Origin of the sequence: Rhizobium sp. F40D2 (assembly GCF_051810745.2) — a bacterium.
Lineage (GTDB): Bacteria > Pseudomonadota > Alphaproteobacteria > Rhizobiales > Rhizobiaceae > Rhizobium.
Map to the genome: position 1 here is coordinate 202,377 of NZ_JBPWQX020000002.1, position 17,098 is coordinate 219,474.

Annotated in this window: 13 protein-coding genes and 1 pseudogene; 6 read left to right on the forward strand and 8 right to left on the reverse strand. The window is 59.2% G+C overall.

From position 1 onward, the window contains the following. The first annotated feature begins 6 nt into the window (after positions 1-6). The 6 genes and pseudogenes from ACS4RS_RS25650 (at position 7) to ACS4RS_RS25675 (ending at position 8,755) form a co-directional block, all read left to right on the forward strand. Positions 7-921, forward strand: coding sequence for a c-type cytochrome (locus tag ACS4RS_RS25650; protein ID WP_439012866.1), 915 nt, complete (start codon positions 7-9; stop codon positions 919-921). Between the two features lie 151 nt (positions 922-1,072). After that, positions 1,073-2,214: pseudogene (locus ACS4RS_RS25655) on the forward strand (helix-turn-helix domain-containing protein). A gap of 556 nt (positions 2,215-2,770) precedes the next feature. Further along, a complete protein-coding gene (locus tag ACS4RS_RS25660; RefSeq protein ID WP_439013265.1) occupies positions 2,771-3,166 on the forward strand; it encodes a response regulator in 396 nt (131 codons plus the stop codon). Between the two features lie 137 nt (positions 3,167-3,303). Further along, complete coding sequence (locus tag ACS4RS_RS25665; RefSeq protein ID WP_439012867.1) at positions 3,304-4,308, forward strand: chemotaxis protein CheB; 1,005 nt, start codon at positions 3,304-3,306, stop codon at positions 4,306-4,308. A gap of 84 nt (positions 4,309-4,392) precedes the next feature. Further along, complete coding sequence (locus ACS4RS_RS25670) at positions 4,393-8,367, forward strand: CheR family methyltransferase (protein WP_439012868.1); 3,975 nt, start codon at positions 4,393-4,395, stop codon at positions 8,365-8,367. Beyond that, positions 8,360-8,755, forward strand: coding sequence for a response regulator (locus ACS4RS_RS25675; RefSeq protein WP_439012869.1), 396 nt, complete (start codon positions 8,360-8,362; stop codon positions 8,753-8,755). The genes ACS4RS_RS25670 and ACS4RS_RS25675 overlap by 8 nt, the downstream gene beginning before the upstream one ends. A 69-nt stretch (positions 8,756-8,824) precedes the next feature. On the opposite strand, the gene ACS4RS_RS25680 is transcribed toward ACS4RS_RS25675, so the two are convergent. The 8 genes from ACS4RS_RS25680 to ACS4RS_RS25715 form a co-directional block, all read right to left on the reverse strand. Next, complete coding sequence (locus ACS4RS_RS25680; protein WP_439012870.1) at positions 8,825-9,046, reverse strand: hypothetical protein; 222 nt, start codon at positions 9,044-9,046, stop codon at positions 8,825-8,827. A gap of 210 nt (positions 9,047-9,256) precedes the next feature. Further along, the gene (locus ACS4RS_RS25685; protein ID WP_439012871.1) at positions 9,257-9,679 is read right to left on the reverse strand and encodes a c-type cytochrome; all 423 of its coding nucleotides are present in this window, start codon (positions 9,677-9,679) and stop codon (positions 9,257-9,259) included. Beyond that, entirely contained in the window at positions 9,654-10,556 is a 903-nt protein-coding gene (locus ACS4RS_RS25690; RefSeq protein WP_439012872.1) for a cytochrome c oxidase assembly protein, read from the reverse strand. The genes ACS4RS_RS25685 and ACS4RS_RS25690 overlap by 26 nt, the downstream gene beginning before the upstream one ends. Further along, positions 10,553-11,155, reverse strand: a complete 603-nt coding sequence (locus tag ACS4RS_RS25695) for a cytochrome c oxidase subunit 3 (protein ID WP_449314079.1) — start codon at positions 11,153-11,155, stop codon at positions 10,553-10,555. The genes ACS4RS_RS25690 and ACS4RS_RS25695 overlap by 4 nt, the downstream gene beginning before the upstream one ends. After that, a complete protein-coding gene (ctaD, locus tag ACS4RS_RS25700) occupies positions 11,152-13,065 on the reverse strand; it encodes a cytochrome c oxidase subunit I (RefSeq protein ID WP_439012874.1) in 1,914 nt (637 codons plus the stop codon). The genes ACS4RS_RS25695 and ctaD overlap by 4 nt, the downstream gene beginning before the upstream one ends. Further along, positions 13,062-14,042: a cytochrome c oxidase subunit II gene (gene coxB / locus ACS4RS_RS25705; protein WP_449314080.1), complete on the reverse strand. Its 981-nt coding sequence runs from the start codon at positions 14,040-14,042 to the stop codon at positions 13,062-13,064. Before coxB ends, ctaD begins: the two co-directional genes overlap by 4 nt. After that, complete coding sequence (locus ACS4RS_RS25710; RefSeq protein WP_439012875.1) at positions 14,039-14,632, reverse strand: c-type cytochrome; 594 nt, start codon at positions 14,630-14,632, stop codon at positions 14,039-14,041. The genes coxB and ACS4RS_RS25710 overlap by 4 nt, the downstream gene beginning before the upstream one ends. A gap of 16 nt (positions 14,633-14,648) precedes the next feature. Continuing rightward, positions 14,649-17,051, reverse strand: a complete 2,403-nt coding sequence (locus ACS4RS_RS25715) for an FdhF/YdeP family oxidoreductase (RefSeq protein ID WP_439012876.1) — start codon at positions 17,049-17,051, stop codon at positions 14,649-14,651. Positions 17,052-17,098: the final 47 nt, after the last annotated feature.

Genomic DNA, 17,098 nt, shown 5'->3' on the forward strand with positions numbered 1-17,098 from the left:
TTCAAGATGATGAAAGGTGCGCGATTATTATCGATTGCAGTTGCTGCAATCGTCATTGCCTCCTCCACGACTTGGTTGCTGACCAGGCCGCACGCGCCTTTTTCTGCCGACGATCCGAGGCTGACACCAGGAGACGCTGAGCGCGGTCGGCTGGTATTTGCCGCGGGCGATTGCGCCTCCTGCCATGCGTCTCCTGGTCAGCCAGATCGCCTGAAACTTGGAGGGGATCTTGCGCTCGCCTCTCCCTTCGGAACCTTCAGAACCCCCAATATCTCGCCCGACCGCGAGGCCGGCATAGGATCGTGGTCGGTGGCCGATTTGGCAAATGCCCTGATCGCCGGCGTCTCGCCAGCCAAGCAGCATTATTATCCTGTCTTTCCCTATGCCAGCTATACTGCAATGAACCTTGACGATGTCAGGGATCTCTACGCCTTCCTGCGGACGCTTGCGCCTGTTGCCGATCGACCGCAACCGCATGACCTCGCTTTGCTGTTTCGCATCCGGCGGTTTGTCGGCTTCTGGAAGTTTCTATTCTTTAGCGAGGGCCGATCCGAAGAAATACTGAACGGCGATCCCGTGCATGACCGCGGCGCCTACCTTGTCGAGGTGCTCGGCCATTGCGCAGAATGCCATTCCTCCCGCAACGCCTTCGGCGCGATAGAACCGAAAACCCGCTTTGCCGGGGGAGTGAGCTCGGAAGGCGTCGGCTTCAATCCGAACATCACGCCAGAGGGCATCGGCCGATGGTCGGAAAACGATATCGTAGAGATGCTCAGGAGCGGAAAGACGCCTGACCACGGCTATGTCGGCTGGTCGATGGCAGATGTCGTGAGAAACACGGCGGAGCTCCATGAGCCCGATCGCATTGCCATCGCTCGATACCTGAAATCGCTGCCGCCGCGCGCGACCCCGCATCCGTAGGACGAGATGGCGTCCACCCCAAATCGAGCGATCTTGGTGCTTACACGCAGATACCCGAGATCGCGAATATGGCTTCGCACGACCACTTGGAACAGGTCGATTATCCAAACGTTTTCATTGAAACTGGATATGACGCGAGGAAGCAAGTGGTATGAGTACGGCTTTCACCAAGCCCGCGCAGATAGCCCTCGTCGTCGAGGACGATTACGTCCTTGCAAGCGACCTCACGTCGACCTTATCGGAAGCCGGTATAAAGATCATCGGCCCTGCACCCAATATCCAACAAGCCCTGAGATATATCGAAGAAACTTCACAGATCGACGTAGCCATTCTCGACATCAATCTGCATGGTACGATGGTATTTCCCGTCGCCGACGAGCTGTCGAAACGCAACATCCCCTTTTTTTCGCAACGGGCTATAGCCGAGATGTCGTTCCTCCGCGCTTTGCCGATCGGATCTTCGTGGAAAAGCCGCTGGACAAGAGGGCAATATTGGAGGCCCTGTCAGAGTGCGAGGGGTCAACGCTAAAGGCCTCGCGCCACCAGGAGAACCTCATTCTTTCGGCGCTTTCTTCCCGTGAAATCGATGTTCTCCAACCGCATCTGAAACAGGTCCGAATGGTGCAAGGTCAGATGCTCGAACAGCAGTTTGGCGAGATAAACGCGGTTTCCTTCGTCGAGACCGGGATTGTATCGCTTGTCGCAGTGTCGCTCGACGGCTCGCAGGTCGAAGCCGGCCTGATCGGACGCGAAGGCATCACAGGCGCGGGCCTGCTGGAGGGCGATTGGCGCACGCCTTACAACATGATGGTTCAGATCGAAGGTACCGCTCAGCGGATTGACGTCGACAATTTTCTTCGTCTCGTACACAAGGCGCCGCAGTTGCGCTCTCTCTCATCGTCATTTGCTCGATCACTCGGAATTCAGATTGCTTACACGGCCGTGGCCAGTGGCCGATATTCAATCGAGCAGAGGTTGGCGCGCTGGCTGCTCATGATCAATGACCGGGTGGAAAGCCAGGTGCTGAACCTGACACACCAATACATGTCCTTCATGTTGGGTGTGCGGCGTTCCGGAGTGACGGGTGCCCTCCACGTTCTGGAGGGCGAGAAGCTCATCAGGTCCGTGCGAGGGAAGGTGATTATACTCGATCGGGAGGGCCTCATCCTCAAGGCCCATGGATCCTACGGCATCCCGGAGGCGGAGTACGAGCGTTTGATGGGCTTTTCGTTGAGGGGTGCGCAACACACCGTGATAAACGCTGGAAACCGTGTTCGCTTTTTCCGCCCCTAACAAGGGGAAGACGAGATTCCTCCAAGCGCGTCACTACCAAGTTTGCAGTGTTTAATTCTTCGAGAGGCGCAACTTTTGTCTCCAACAATAGTTCGACAGGCAAAGGAGGCAGGTCATGCAGCAATCGCTCGCGCTGGCGGGGCGCCTCTATCTGCTGGTCGAAGACGAGTACCTGGCCGCCTCCAGCATAATGATGGCCCTTGAGGACGAAGGCGCTGAGATCGCGGGACCGGTGTCGAATGTCGCAGGTGCTTTGAAGCTCGTTAACGAGCGAGCCTTCGAACTCGACGGAGCAATCGTCGATCTCAACCTTCGCGGAACCATGGCCTATCCGCTGGCTGAAAAGCTCGAGGAATACCAGATCCCGTTCGTTTTCGTTACCGGCTGCGATTGTTCTTCGGTGCCGAAGCCTTTTACATCTGTGCCTTGCCTTAACAAACCGTGTAAGGAAAAAAACTATTGGCGGTGCTCGCCAGCCTGCCAGCTCGGCACAGCAGGCGTGGAGTACATCCAGTGGGTTGACGCTATCACTGCTGGCTCGGCAGAAAGGTGCTCCGTGCAAAAAACCAATCAAGCGAAACTCTTTTCGGGAAAGCATATTCTGATCGTCGAGGACGAATATTTTCTTGCCGACGAGACTCGCAGGAAGCTGGAGGAGCTTGGGGCGCTGGTTGTGGGTCCGACATCAAACGTCAGCCGCGCCCTCGATCTGATCAAGGAACACCACATCGATGCGGCGATCCTCGACGTCTACCTTGCCGATGATCTGGTATTTGCCGTCGCCGACGAGCTGGAAGCGCGCGACATCAATTTCGTCTTTGCAACCGGTTATGACTCTTCCCACCTGCCCGCGAAGTACAAGGGGTTTGCACTCTGCGAAAAACCAACCGAACTCGAACAGATCGCTGTAGCGCTCTTTGGTCCCCCCGTTGGCTTGAACCGGCTGAACTGATCGAGTTCTTGCTGGGCGCGACTGCATGATTGCCAGATTTTTCGACAGACCTGGGTCGAAGAAACGGAACTGCAGGCGTGCGTCGCGGAACAATGTCGCCTCGCCGACTGTTGAATGGTCACCGAAGGTCAATCACCATGCCATCATGCGCAACCAGGGATATTATTGCTATTGGCGGCTCGGCCGGGAGTGGCGCCGTTCTCCAGACCTTGGTTGCGGATCTGCCCGCGGACCTTCCGGCGGCCGTCTTCATCAGCACGCACATCCCGTCGAATTCACCAGGTTTCCTGCCGCAGGTGCTTGCGGCCAAATGCAAGCTTCCGGTAATGCAGGCGGTTGACGGCCAGCCAATTGAGCGCGGTCACATCTATCTTGCCGCACCCGACAGGCACCTGCTGCTCATCGGCGAAACAATCATGTTCGGAGCTGGCCCCCGAGAAAATATGGCCCGGCCCTCGATCGATCCGATGTTTCGTTCTGCTGCCCTGTCGTTCGGACCACGCGTCGTAGGACTCGTTTTGACCGGAATGCTAAATGATGGCGCGGCAGGTCTTCATGCAATCAAATCCAGCGGCGGAACGGCTATAGTACAGCATCCACTCGATGCTGAGGCGGATCAGATGCCGCTGGCCGCGCTCGAGGCGGTCGAGGTCGACCACGTAGCCTCGGCAACTGACCTCGGCAGGCTTCTTGTCGACATCGCGGGAACCTCTGCGGGTCCGGCTGTTGATCTTCCCTTGGAGAAACTGCGGCTTGAAGTCGAGATCGCGGCCGGCGCACGAACCGGCAGCGTCGAACTTCGCAAGATCGCTTCGCCAACGGCCATAACCTGCCCCGATTGTCATGGCGTGCTTTCCGAGGTTCGCGGATCGGGGCCGCTGCGTTATCGGTGTCAGATCGGCCATGCCTATACTGCCGACGCGCTTGCCGCCCACATCGATGAACTCGACGAGGCGATCAGGATTGCCCTGAGGGTCATGGAAGAGCGGGTGACCCTCGTGGAGCGCATGGCCCGAGATGCGCGCGAGACCGGCCGAACCGCCGTGGCCGAACTCTACGAGGCAAGGGCTGCGGAATATCGGAGATACTCCGCAACGCTGCATGAAGCTGCACTCACCTCACTGCGCCTCGGAAACGCGTGACTTTTCAACACGCCCCATAAAAGGTGTATCATTCTGTCGTGCCCGGTGTTTAGGGTCGGCCGCAAACTGAGATATGGATTGATAATGGCCTACGAGGAACAGGAGTATAACGAGCAAGGGGCAGGCGCGGCGCAACCGGATCGCCACGTACAGCCGCTCGTGATCGTCGGTATCGCGGTCTCAGAGCAGTCGCTGAGCTCGCTCGAACAGATATTTTCAGAAGTCGATGTAGGATTGAGCGCATCCTATCTTGTGGCAGTACGCCAGCAGAAGGGCCTTAGCACCGCGACCGTACTTGGATTGCTCGGGCGGCAGAACAGGCTTTCAGTGACGGTCGCAGCCGACGGTGCGCGGCTCCTCCAGAACCACATCTATATCAGTGGATCGGACGATGTCGTGACGCTCGAGGACGGTCATATCCGCGTCCGTCCGGCCTCCGAACCAGTCGGCCACCGGGGGACCGTCGACACGATGCTGATTTCTTTGGCAGAGCATGCGGGAGAGCGGGCGATCGTTGTTGTGCTGCTGGGGCTTGACAATGACGGCACCGCTGCGGTCGCGGCAACCAAGAACTTCGGCGGACTGTCGATCGTGGAGATTGGTGAAACCGCAAATGCGTCTTTCGAAGACGGAAGAGGGGCGGTGGCGATCGCGGATCTGCGTCTCCCCGCCCAGAGCATTGCTAACCAGATCGCCCTTCACGCGAGTAATGTCAACGAGAATGAAGACGCTGGAATGGGCGATGAAGCCCCGGGCGCGCTCGAGGCGCAAATCACGCAGATCGCCACCGTTCTCCGCAACGTCACGAGCCACGACTTTCACGGATATAAACGTGGGACATTCACCCGACGCGTGCACAGACGCATGCAGGTGCTGCAGATCGGCAGCATCGATGCTTATATCGAGCGATTGCGCGCCAACCGAGATGAAGTCCAAGACTTGTTTCAAGATCTGCTGATCGGTGTCACCCAGTTTTTTCGAGATCCGGCCGAGTTTGAAGCGCTCGAGCGCGAGATTCCGAAACTGTTCGAAGGCAAGAAGGCGAGTGACAAATTTCGCGTCTGGGTGCTGGGTTGCGCGACCGGTGAAGAAGCCTATTCGATCGCAATGCTGCTTCGCGAGCACGTTGCTACCCTGGATTACCCTCCGGAAGTGCAGATTTTTGCGACGGACCTTGACGCACGCGCACTGGGAATTGCGCGCGCTGGCCGCTATTCGGCTGCGATCACCTCTCATGTACGGCCCGAGCGGCTGGCGCGCTGGTTCGTGCGAGAAGGCGACACATATTGCGTTGTTAAGGAGTTGCGCGAGATGTGTATCTTCTCACCGCATAACATCGTCAAGGATGCACCATTTTCCCGCATCGACATCCTGTCGTGCAGAAACCTGCTGATCTATCTCGACAATGAATTACAAAACAGGGTCATGCCGATCTTCCACTTTGCTCTCCGGCCGAGCGGCATCCTGTTTTTGGGATCGTCGGAGAATGTAACCCGCCACGCCAAGCTTTTTGCGCCGGTCGACCGCAAGAACCGCCTGTTTCGGAGGCTGGAAACGGCAACCCGGATCATTCCGGACTTCCCGCTCAGCCCCCGTCCGCGCAGCCCCGACCATCCGTTCTCGCCACCGGCGCCGATGCTCCAGACCGGCCGGCTATCGGCCACGATCAGCCGGCAGGCAGAGGTCGTCGCAGAGCGCTTTGCACCAGCCTATGTGGTCGTCGATTCGCACTATGACGTTCTCCATTTCTCAGGACGCACGGGTCGCTATCTCGAACCGACGTCAGGAACGGCGACACTCAACCTTCTGAGCCTTGCCCATCGCGATCTTCGGCTCGATTTGCGATCCGCCCTGCAGCGCGCCACGGCCGAAGCCGTCAAGGTGGAAGTGCCGAGGGTGCTGTTGCACCAGGACGATCGCAGCTACACCGTCAATATCATCGTCGAACCCCTTGGCAGCGGCGACGTCACCTCGCTGATCGTGCTGTTTCAAGACGCAGGGCAGGCGGCCGAGGGCGCGGCGCCGGACGGAGGACGGCTGACGAGCGAAGAGCACGTCCAGCGTCTTGAGACCGACTTGCGCCTGACGCGCGATCGGCTCCAGGCGACCATCGAGGAGCTCGAATCCACAAACGAGGAACTCAAGTCGTCCAACGAAGAATACCAGTCGATCAACGAGGAGCTGCAGTCGGCCAACGAGGAGATGGAAACCTCCAAGGAGGAACTGCAGTCTGTCAATGAGGAGCTGCAGACCGTCAACGGCGAACTTGCGCACCGGGTCGCTGAACTGGATCGTGCAAATTCAGACTTGAAGAACCTCCTCGAGGCCACCCAGATCGCGACGGTGTTCCTCGATAATGATCTGCGGGTCAGAAGCTTCACACCGGCCGCAACCGAAATTTTCCACCTGCTCGAGACCGACGTCGGGCGGCCGCTCGACCACGTCGTCTCGCGGGTCGCTTATCCGGAACTTCTGGATGATGTCCGGCTTGTTCTGGGAACGCTGATGCCCGTGGATCGGAAGGTCAGCGACCCCACAGAGAACCGGCACTACGCAGCCCGCGCACTGCCGTATCGCAGCGTTGATAATTATATCGGCGGAGCTGTCGTTACCTTCACAGACCTGACGGCGACCTACGAGGCGGAGATGGCGCTTCGACGCAGCGAAGAACGCCTGCAGCGCGTTCTGGAGACTGATGCGGTCGGCGTGGTTTTTCTCAATGAGGAAGGCGTGATCGTCGACGCCAACGAAATTTTCTTGCAGATGTCCGGTTACAGGCGCTCCCAATTGGGTCGCCCGGAGCTTCACTGGCGCCGGCTGACCCCGGCGGAGCATATCGCCGAAACTGAATTGCAGATTAAAACTCTGAAGGAAACGGGCCGCATGGGCCCATATGAAAAGGAGTATCTCCTCGCCGATGGCACCCGTCGCTGGATGTTGTTTGCCGGACGCGATCTTGGCGACGGGACGACCGCTGAGTTCTGCATCGACATCTCGGCAAGAAAACTGGCACAGGCAGCTTTGCGCCAGGAGGAGGAGCAGTTCCGGCTGTTTGGCGAAGCTTCTTCCGACGTTTTATGGATTCGCGATGCCGACACGCTGCAATGGAACTATCTCGCGCCTGCCTTCGAGACCATCTACGGTGTCGAGCGGCATCAGGCCCTCACGGACAACAATTTTCGCAATTGGGTAGAGTTGATCATCCCTGAAGACCGGGAACAGGCGCTTTCCGAAATTCGTCGCGTGCGTAAAGGGGAGCGTTCGGAATACGAGTACCGCATCAGGCGCGCCTCTGACCACGAAATCCGATGGTTGCGTAACGCCGAGTTCCCGCTTTTCCGCGAGGAAGGAGATTTTACCCAGATCGGCGGTATCGGCCGCGATATCACCGATGAAAAGGTTTCTGCCGATCGTATGAGAGTCCTTGTCGGCGAGCTTCAGCACCGCACGCGAAACCTCATGGCAGTCGTCCGGTCGATGGCCGACAAGACCCTGCGTACCAGCACAGATCTGGCAGATTTCCACAAGAAGTTCCGCGACCGGCTGGATGTCATGGCGCGGGTGCAGGGATTCTTATCGCGGCTGCAGGATGGGGATCGCATCACCTTCGATCAGCTTATCCGCTCCGAACTGGCATCTCACGGCGTGGCGGAAGGCGAGGCGAGCCGAGTTATCTTGCAAGGTCCAGACGGTGTCAGGCTTCGATCGACGACTGTCCAGACATTGGCACTGTCGATGCACGAGCTTGCGACCAATGCCGTTAAGTATGGGGCGCTTAGCCAACCTCAGGCCCATCTGGCAATCCTTTGGCGTGTCGAAAAACAAGGCGAAGACGGCAAGCCATGGCTGCACGTCGATTGGCGGGAAAGCCAGGTGAAGATGCCGCCCGCCGGTTCTGGCCCACAAGGAGGCGGCCAGGGTCGTGAGCTGATCGAGCGCGCGCTGCCTTACCAGCTCGATGCGAAGACGTCTTATGTGCTTGATGAGGATGGGGTCCATTGCACAATCGCAATCCCTGTTTCCCTCAGCAACCTGTTCGAGGTTGCTCATCATGGCTGAACGGACGCTCTTCGGATACCGCGTCCTCGTCGTCGAGGACGAATTCATGCTGGCAGAGGATCTGTCCCAGGAACTGACCGACGCAGGCGCCATTGTCATTGGACCGGCGCAATCTCTAACCCGTGCTGTTGAGCTGCTGGCGGCATCGGATGTTCTTGACGCAGCTGTCTTGGACGTCAATCTTCATGGGGAGCCGGTATATCCGGTTGCCGATACGCTTCTGAAGCGCCATATCCCGTTCGTGTTCACCACCGGCTATGATCCCTCTGTTTTACCGGTAAGGTTCAAGTCGGTTGCCTGCTGCGCCAAGCCCGTCGACATCACGAAATTATTGGAAGCGGTGCAGTCTGCTATCGAGATTTCAAGGCGAGCCCAGCCTGGCAATTGAGCGCGCGCGATCCTCTGCGGATCCATCGCCGCTACCCTTCGACCCGGCTTGAGCCGGTAAACATGCTTCTCATCGCATGGAAATCAACTCCGCTTTCAGCCTATCAAGGTGAGCGACATGCAAGAGCTGCGACTCCTCAAAGACCTCCAGAAGCCGTCGCGCGTCGCTGGCGTCCGAGCCGCGGTTCGTCAGCTGAGCCACGATCTCGCGCTGGCGCGCGATGTGCTGTCCTCCCAGGGCCACATGCTCCAGCGCCTGCTGCAGATGTTTTTCGACAATACATCTGTCCATCTCGACGTCCTTTCTCCCAAACGAAGATCATGCGCTTATTATCAAGCTTGGGATACAGGTAAGCGCTGCTCGATGAGGAATGTGACGTCGTGAGGCACGCTTACCGCTGATCCTCCTCCTTGCTTTGTGCGATGGCAACAAAATATTGCAGACGCGCAAACGTCGTTACGAACGACCTCGGTAAGGAGCTCCGGCCGAAAGTGCTTGTTTCTAATGCGCGTAGAGATAGGCCGCGAGGTCACGCGCTTCCTTTTCCGATATGCCGGTCGTCGGCATCGCAGTCTTGGGAGAATAGCTCTGGGGCGCAACGATCCAGCCAACCAGATTATCGGCTGAATTGTTGAGCACGCCGGCAATATAGACCCGCTCGCGCAGGCCGGAGAGATCGCCTCCAACCTTGCCGTCCGCACCGTCGATACCGGGGATGGTATGACATCCACTGCACCCGTATCGACGAAAGATCACCGCGGCACGATTGGGATTGCCCTTAGTCAGGGCGATCGCACTCGCGAGCTTTTCGGATCGCACGCGATAGATGTCGGTCAATATCAACGTTGCGATAAGGCTCAGCGCACAGGCACCGACGACGACGACGGGGCGAAGCGGGCTACGAAGCAACGATGCGTGTTCCACCTGCACCTCCCTTTGTCGAATCCGTGATCCAAAGAGCTACCAAGGCAAGCGCCGCAGCGGCGTAGACGATCCCGCCGGGAACCCACATGACCAGGCCGGCCATCTGCTGGTCTTCAAGCGGCGAGAGCCCCCAATCCCCGGAGGTTTGCGTCTGCAGGCCATAAAGTACCTTCGGCGAAAGCGCGATCAGGGCGCCAAGAATGCTCATGTGCAGCATGGTCAGAAAGAGGTGCCATGCGGCAAGTCCCCTGTTGGTCTTCCAGATGACAGACCACCAGAACAGGATGGCGGTTGCAAAAAAACAAAGATGCTGCAGGCGGTGGAGGGAAACGCTTTCGATCGCTGCGTCGAAGAGAACCGGCGCGTGCCATGCCCAGATCGCAATGCCATGGACCAACGTTGGAGCCGTGCCGCGGCTGAGGAAAGTCCATGTCCTGCGCACCGTCCTGGTGGCAAGGGCCTGTCCGGCCCCGCGCCTGATCCCCTTCGGAAGTCCCCAGAGCAGCATCGCTGCCGGGCGCGCCAAGACGATGAGCGGCGCTGAAACCGCCATGACCAGTTCGTGCTCGACCATATGGACGGCAAACAGCTGTTCTCCTAGCCAATGCAGCGGCGAGACAAGCGCACCGGCAAGAACGAGCCACCCAATGCAGAAGGTCAAAGCCCGACGGCCCAAGGCGCGTCGGCCAGCCGGGGACCGCGTCCGGAAGCGAAGGCTGCCGTAGCTATAGAGGATTGCGCTGAGACCAAGTGGCGCAACTATCCAGGGATCGGTCGTCCATGGAAGCGAGGTCGAATGCGCATGGCCTTCATGCGCAACCGCCGGCTGGCTTACCGTAAGGGTCAGAAAGAATAGGATCGGGCTCCCAGCTTTCATAGCCGCGGCACCCAATAGATGCATCCGTAAAGGGGAAGCCAAGTCAGGACGACAAAGTTCCAGTAGAGCGCGTTGTCCTCGACGTCGCCGTAGCGCCGGGCATTGTCTCCGTGCTTTGAAAACATCAGGCAGGCAAGAACGACCGTATCGACGATGTCGGTGACGATGTGAGTCGTATGCAGGCCGAGCAGGGTCCAGGCGATCGATCCATAGGCGTTGTCGTCCCAGCTGATATGAAGCGCAGGAAATTCGAAGGCGCGGGGTATGAGGGGTAGAAGGCCGAGAATAGCCATGACCACCAGTCCCACCCGTACCTTGCGGAGGTCCCTCTGCTTTGCCCATCGCGATACCAGCATATTCGGCACCACGCTTAAAAGAAGCAGCAAGGTCAGGATCGTGCCGGCAAGAAGGTCCGGAGGCGGGGCTTTGATCGGCCACTGTGGCGCCAGGCTCATCAGGTAGAAATAGACCGCGATCGCCAAAGCAAAGCCCGTGCCTTCGATCAGCATGAAGGCGCTGGTGCCCCAGAAGGTCAGGCTCGCGCTGCCCATGCCATGCGGGGAAAGTTTTGACAGATCGAGCGCTATACGTTCCTTCACGACTCGTCCTCCGGCGTTTGCTTGGGCCAGAACCACCCGGTGAGGGTGATCGCCACGGGGATGGCTCCCCAGACGACCGCCCAGGGGCTGAAGATCGAGGCAATCAGCATGATGCTCGTGGCGATGGCTGCTAGAAATGGCCAGATGGAATCGGCCGGCGAGGATTCCCGTGCTTCCGGTTCGCCTGCTGTGACGCTGCTGACGACCAGTTCACGCCGATCGAGCCGCAATCCCGTTGCCACCGGAAGCGCCTCACCCGACGTCCAGAGCGGCTCCAGGGATTCGACCAGAGGAATGTGCCGGAAATTATAAGGCGGCGGGGGCGAGGGCATTGCCCATTCCAATGTCGAGGCGTTCCATGGATTGGGGCCGGCCGGAGGCCCATGTCGGACACTACGCAGGACGTCGATGAAAAACACCAGGAATCCGGCGGCCAGGATGACGGCACTGAGGCTGACGAAGAGGTTCAGACCCGCCCAGGGCAGCTCTGGCGGATAGGTGTAGACGCGCCGTGGCATGCCTTGCAGGCCCAGCATATGCATCGGGAAGAAGGTGAGGTGGAAGCCTGTGAAGATCAGCCCGAAGGCCCAGCGGCCAAGCCTCTCGCTCATCATCCGGCCGGTCATCTTCGGGAACCAATAATAGATCGCCCCGATGAGCGGGAAGACCGAACCTCCGATTAGCACATAATGAAAATGCGCCACGACAAAATAGGTGTCATGGACCTGGGTATCGAAAGGCACCGATGCCACCATGACGCCGGTCAACCCGCCGATGACGAAGGTAATGAGGAAGCCGATGATGAACAGCATCGGTGTCTTGAAGATGGGGCGGCCGTCCCAAAGCGTTGCCAGCCAGCAGAAAATCTGGGTCCCTGCCGGAATGGCGATTGCCATGCTCGATGCAGTGAAGAAGCTGCTGCCGACGCGCGGCAGGCCCGCCACGAACATGTGGTGCACCCATAGACCGAAGGCAAGGACACCGGTTGCAAGCATCGCCAGCACCAGCGGCAAATAGCCGAAGGTCGGGCGTTGCGTGAAGGTCGAGATCATCGCCGAGACCATGCCGACGGCAGGCAGGAAGATGATATAGACCTCCGGATGCCCGAAGAACCAGAACAGATGCTGCCAGAGAAGGGCATCGCCGCCTTCTGCCGGATTGAAGAACTGCGTGCCGACCAGCCGGTCGAGAATGAGCGACGAGCTGGCGAGCATGATCGCCGGCATTGCCATGATGACCAGAAAGGCGGTGACAAGCATCGACCAGACAAAGATCGGGATCCGGTCGAGCGACATGCCGGGTGCACGCATTTTAAAGACCGTCACGACGATCTCGACGGCAACGGCAAGGGCTGAGACTTCCGTGAAGGTGATCATCTGGGCCCAGATGTCTGCCCGCTTGCCCAGACCGTATTGGGGCCCCGCCAGTGGCACGTAAGCAAACCATCCGACATCGGGGGCAGTGTCGAGTGCCAGCGAAGTCCACAAAAGCAACCCGCCGGCGAGAAAGATCCAGTAGGAGAAGGCATTCAGCCTGGGAAAGGCGATGTTGCGGGTGCCGACCATCAGGGGAACCAGATAGACCGCCATCGCCTCCATCACCGGGACGGCAAACAGGAACATCATGTTGCTCCCGTGTACGGTGAAGATCTGGTTGTAACGGTCTGCGCTGATGAAGCGGGCCTCCGGGAAGGCGAGCTGGAGGCGCATGGTCAACGCCAGGACGCCGCCGAGCATCAGAAACACGAAGGCTGTGGCAATATAACGCCGGCCGATGATCTTGTGGTCAACGGTCGAGAGCGCAGCCAGCACGCCTTCCGGCGTCGACCATGTGCGCCGGAGCAAGGCTTCGGCCTTTTCGTCGCCGGCAGCCAGATCGGCAGGTGAGGGAGTTTTACCAAACCATGTCATTGGAGCCCCTTCATATAGGCGCTCAGCTGGCGCAGCTCTTCGCTTGTGACGGGGACCAGCGGCATGTTGTTTCCCGGCTTAAGGGTTTGCGGATCGGCAATCCATGCGGCAACCGATCCCCGTGTATTATCCAGCAATCCCGCGCCGATCGTACTCCGGCTGCCGACGTGGGTCAGGTCGGGGCCTGTGGTGCCGGCTGCCTCCGTGCCGCGGATCGTATGGCAAGCGGCGCAGGACTTGCTCATGAACACGAGCTTTCCCGCCGCCGCTTCTCCATCAGTCGGCGCGGTGGCTAGCCCCCTTTGCACGTCCAGCCATCGAGCATAGTCCGCGGGCTCCTCGGCGATAACCAGCAATGCCATATGACTATGCTGCAGGCCGCAGAATTCGGCGCATTGGCCGCGGTAGACGCCGGGTTTGGCGGCCTTCAGCGTCAGCACATTTTCACGTCCGGGGACCAGGTCCTGCTTTCCGGTGAGGTTTGGCACCCAAAAGGAATGGATGACATCGCTTGCCTCCAGGCGCAGGCGCACATCTGTCCCAACGGGGATATGCAGCTCGTTGGCGGTCTGGAAGGCCTTTGCAGGATCGGCGTCGAGATAGGAAAACTGCCACCACCATTGCTGGCCCCGAACGAGGATCGTCGGCGGATCACCCTTCCCCCGATCGAGGCTCGGCGTTGCGTAGAAGCTGGCGGCTGTCAGGAAGGCTATGACGAGGAACGTCGCAACGACTGCGCCGGCGACGACCCTGCCCATGGAATGCTCGGTCTGCGGTCTGCGAGCGGGCTCGTTTCTTCCACGAACGAGAGCCCAGACCATAACGCCCATGACCAGCACAAAAACGACGCCGCAGACCGTGAAGAACAGAAATATGAGGTTTTGGATTGCCAAGGCGGACGGTCCGTCCGCATCGAGCGCCGATTGCGCGCCGGCACAACCAGAGAGTAACAGCACGCAGGCCGGGGCGATTTTCAAGGCTGGACACCTCGATCGGAGCGGACGCCGGCCGGTCCTTCCTCAAAAAGTCCCGCGGCCGGTGCGCGGTTCTCGGACGGTCTGGTATGCTTGTCGTCATTCCGGCTCGGTGCAGTGTAAGGCGCCGAATAGGCACCGATCGTCCTGACATAGCCGGCGAGCTGCCAGATCTGGTCGCTCGTCATCTTCTTCCCGAAGGGTGGCATGCCGTGGGGCCGGCCATCGCGAATGGATGCCACGACCGACACCATTTCAGAACCGTAGAACCACCACCCGTCGAGAAAGGAGGGACCGGTTCCACCGCGTCCATCTCCATGGCAACTAGAGCAGCCGAACCAGGAATAAAGACGTTTGCCCTGGCTCAGATCATAGGCGGTCGTCTCATAGGGTTTGTTAAGCGCGAAATAGACGTCCGGCGGCGTGCCGCCGATGCGGTCGGGCATCAGCTTGAACTGATCGAGTGCTGAGGTGACCGGCGGATCGGCCCGGTATTGGCGGGGGTGTCGTGCCCAGCCGATCGTCGCGCCGATCAGCAGCATGCAGAGAAGCGTTCCTGCCGCAAGCCAATGGAAACGTCTGGTCTCGCTCATCGCCGCAGCTCGTGGATCAGGATGGCGACGGGGTGTCGGAGAGGCTGAGGCTCACCGGCAACAGCTTGTAGGATGGGGTCTTTGCCTTGGCGTCATGATGGCCCAGCGGAAAAAGCGGGTTGGCTTCGGGGTAATAGGCCGCGCAGCATCCCTTCGGCATGTCGTGCCGGGCGACCCTGAAGCCGGTGACACGGCGCGCCGTGGCATAGTCGATAGCGGTGGTCAGGTCCACCAAGTCGCCGTCCTTAAAACCCAGCCGCTCGATGTCTTCTTCGTTCATGAAAACGACCTTTCTGGTGCCATCCACGCCGCGGTAGCGGTCGCCGTAACCGTAGATCGTCGTGTTGAACTGGTCGTTCGAGCGCAACGTAGCGAGATTGAGAACTTCGGCGGCGGCCGGGTTGATGTCGAAAGCCGGAAAGAGCTGCGGCGGCGTTATGAAATTGGCTTTCTTGTTGGATGTGGCGAATTTGCGCTGCCGGGCCGGCACCGGCCGCGGAAAGCCGCCCGGCTGGAACATGCGTTTGTTGAAGTCTCTGAAAGTTTCGGGATAAGTCCTTTCGATTGAATCGCGAATTTTGGAATAATCGCCCACCCATTCGTCCCAGGGGACCTGGCCCTTTGTCAGCGTTGCTTTTGCAATGCCGGCGATGATCGCAGGCTCCGAAAGCAGCTCCTTGCTTGCGGGCTTAGCCCTTCCCCGCGATCCGTGGAAATGCGCCACCGAGCTTTCGATGGAGACGGCCTGCGGGCCGCTTGCCTGTTCGTCGATCTCAAGCCGGCCGAGACAGGGCAAGAGATAGGCGATCTCGCCATGGACGACATGGCTGCGGTTGAGCTTAGTGGCGATCTGGACGCTCAGTCGGAGCTTTCGCCATCCTTCTTCCATCGCGTCCGTTTCCGGGACGGCGCGCAGGAAATTACCGCCAAGGCTGACAAAAGCCTTGGCTTCGCCTTGCATGATTGCATTGCAGGTGTCGACGGTCGAGCGACCCTCCCAGGTCGGCGGCTCGAACTGGTAGAGTTCCGAGAGCTTGTCGAGCGGCGCAAGGCCAGGCTTTTCGGTTATCCCCACCGTGCGCTGACCCTGAACGTTCGAGTGACCTCGCACAGCACAGATATTGGCGCCGGGTTTGCCGACATTGCCGCGTAAAAGAGCGAGATTGGCCACCATATGAACATTCTGGACGCCCATCACATGCTGGGTCAGTCCCATGCCGTAAATCATCAGCACGGCTTCGGCCTTGGCATAGGTGTGTGCTGCCTGGGTCATCTGCGCGCGGGTCAGACCAGACACGCGCTCCAACTCCGCCCAGTCGTGTCCGCGCGCAGCAGCGGCGAATTCTTCGAAACCCGCAGTGTGTGTCTGGATGAAATCATGATCCAGCACATGCCTCTTGTCAGCTGCCGCCATCGAGGCGGCAAAGGCGACCGTTGCCGCATTTGACGGATCTTTTGGCACGGCATCGGTGCCAGCGACCTTACTCATGCCAGATGCCTTCAGGGCATCGTCAGCTTCGATCAGCGCCTTGCAGACGCCGAAGAGTGCTGCAATGTCGCCACCGTTCCGCACCTGGTAATATTCCGAGGAGATCGGCGTTGAGCGGCCAGTCAGCATCTGGCTCGGCATTTGCGGATTGATGAAATGTTCGAGGCCCGGTTCACGCAACGGGTTGAAGGTGACGATCTTTACGCCTCTGTCGACTGCATCCTGCAGGTCGTGAAGCATCCTCGGAGAGGAGGTGTTGACGTTCTGGGCCATATAGAAAATGCAGTCGCAGTTTTCGAAATCGGAAAGGATCGCCGTCCCAACGGGGGAGCCGATACTCTCCGGGAGCGCGACCGAGGAGCTCTCGTGACACATGTTGGAGGAGTCGGGCAGGTTATTGCTGCCGAAGATGCGGGCAAGCAGCTGGTACATGTAGGCCGTTTCCAGTGATGCCCGTCCGGAAGTGTAAAAATCGACCTGCTGCGGAGCAAGCGACCGAAGCTCGCTGCCGATTTCTTCGAAGGCTTCGGCCCAGCTCACCGGCTCGTATTTGTCGGTTTCGCTGTTCCACCGCATCGGGTGAGTGAGGCGGCCTTGCTCTTCAAGATCGTGATCGCTCCATCCTTCCAGCTCCTGCAAGGTGTGGGCTGCGAAAAAAGCGCGGTCGGCACGCCGGCTGGTGATCTCCCAGGCGGTCGCCTTCGCACCGTTTTCGCAAAATTCCATCGGATGAGGCTTGGCAGGCTTGGCCCAGGCGCAGCTGACGCACATATAACCGTCGGCCTTGTTTTGATGGGCAAGCAGCGACGGTCCGGATCGCGGCACGTGCTCGCGCAGAAGGATTTCTCCCGTAGATCGGGCGGCTCCCCAACCGCCTGCTGCATGGCTGCCTTTACCGATTTTAGGACGATTTTTTGATCTCGCTGACATTTTCGCCTCTCGACAATTTCTGCGCAGGAATTCCCGACCGACATTCC

Coding starts and splice junctions, on each gene's coding strand:
- ACS4RS_RS25710 (WP_439012875.1), bottom strand. CDS start 14,632: ATGAGCGAGACCAGACGTTTCCATTGGCTTGCGGCAGGAACGCTTCTC.
- ACS4RS_RS25665 (WP_439012867.1), top strand. CDS start 3,304: ATGCCATCATGCGCAACCAGGGATATTATTGCTATTGGCGGCTCGGCC.
- ACS4RS_RS25670 (WP_439012868.1), top strand. CDS start 4,393: ATGGCCTACGAGGAACAGGAGTATAACGAGCAAGGGGCAGGCGCGGCG.
- ACS4RS_RS25715 (WP_439012876.1), bottom strand. CDS start 17,051: ATGTCAGCGAGATCAAAAAATCGTCCTAAAATCGGTAAAGGCAGCCAT.
- ACS4RS_RS25690 (WP_439012872.1), bottom strand. CDS start 10,556: ATGAAAGCTGGGAGCCCGATCCTATTCTTTCTGACCCTTACGGTAAGC.
- ACS4RS_RS25650 (WP_439012866.1), top strand. CDS start 7: ATGATGAAAGGTGCGCGATTATTATCGATTGCAGTTGCTGCAATCGTC.
- ACS4RS_RS25675 (WP_439012869.1), top strand. CDS start 8,360: ATGGCTGAACGGACGCTCTTCGGATACCGCGTCCTCGTCGTCGAGGAC.
- ctaD (WP_439012874.1), bottom strand. CDS start 13,065: ATGACATGGTTTGGTAAAACTCCCTCACCTGCCGATCTGGCTGCCGGC.
- ACS4RS_RS25680 (WP_439012870.1), bottom strand. CDS start 9,046: ATGGACAGATGTATTGTCGAAAAACATCTGCAGCAGGCGCTGGAGCAT.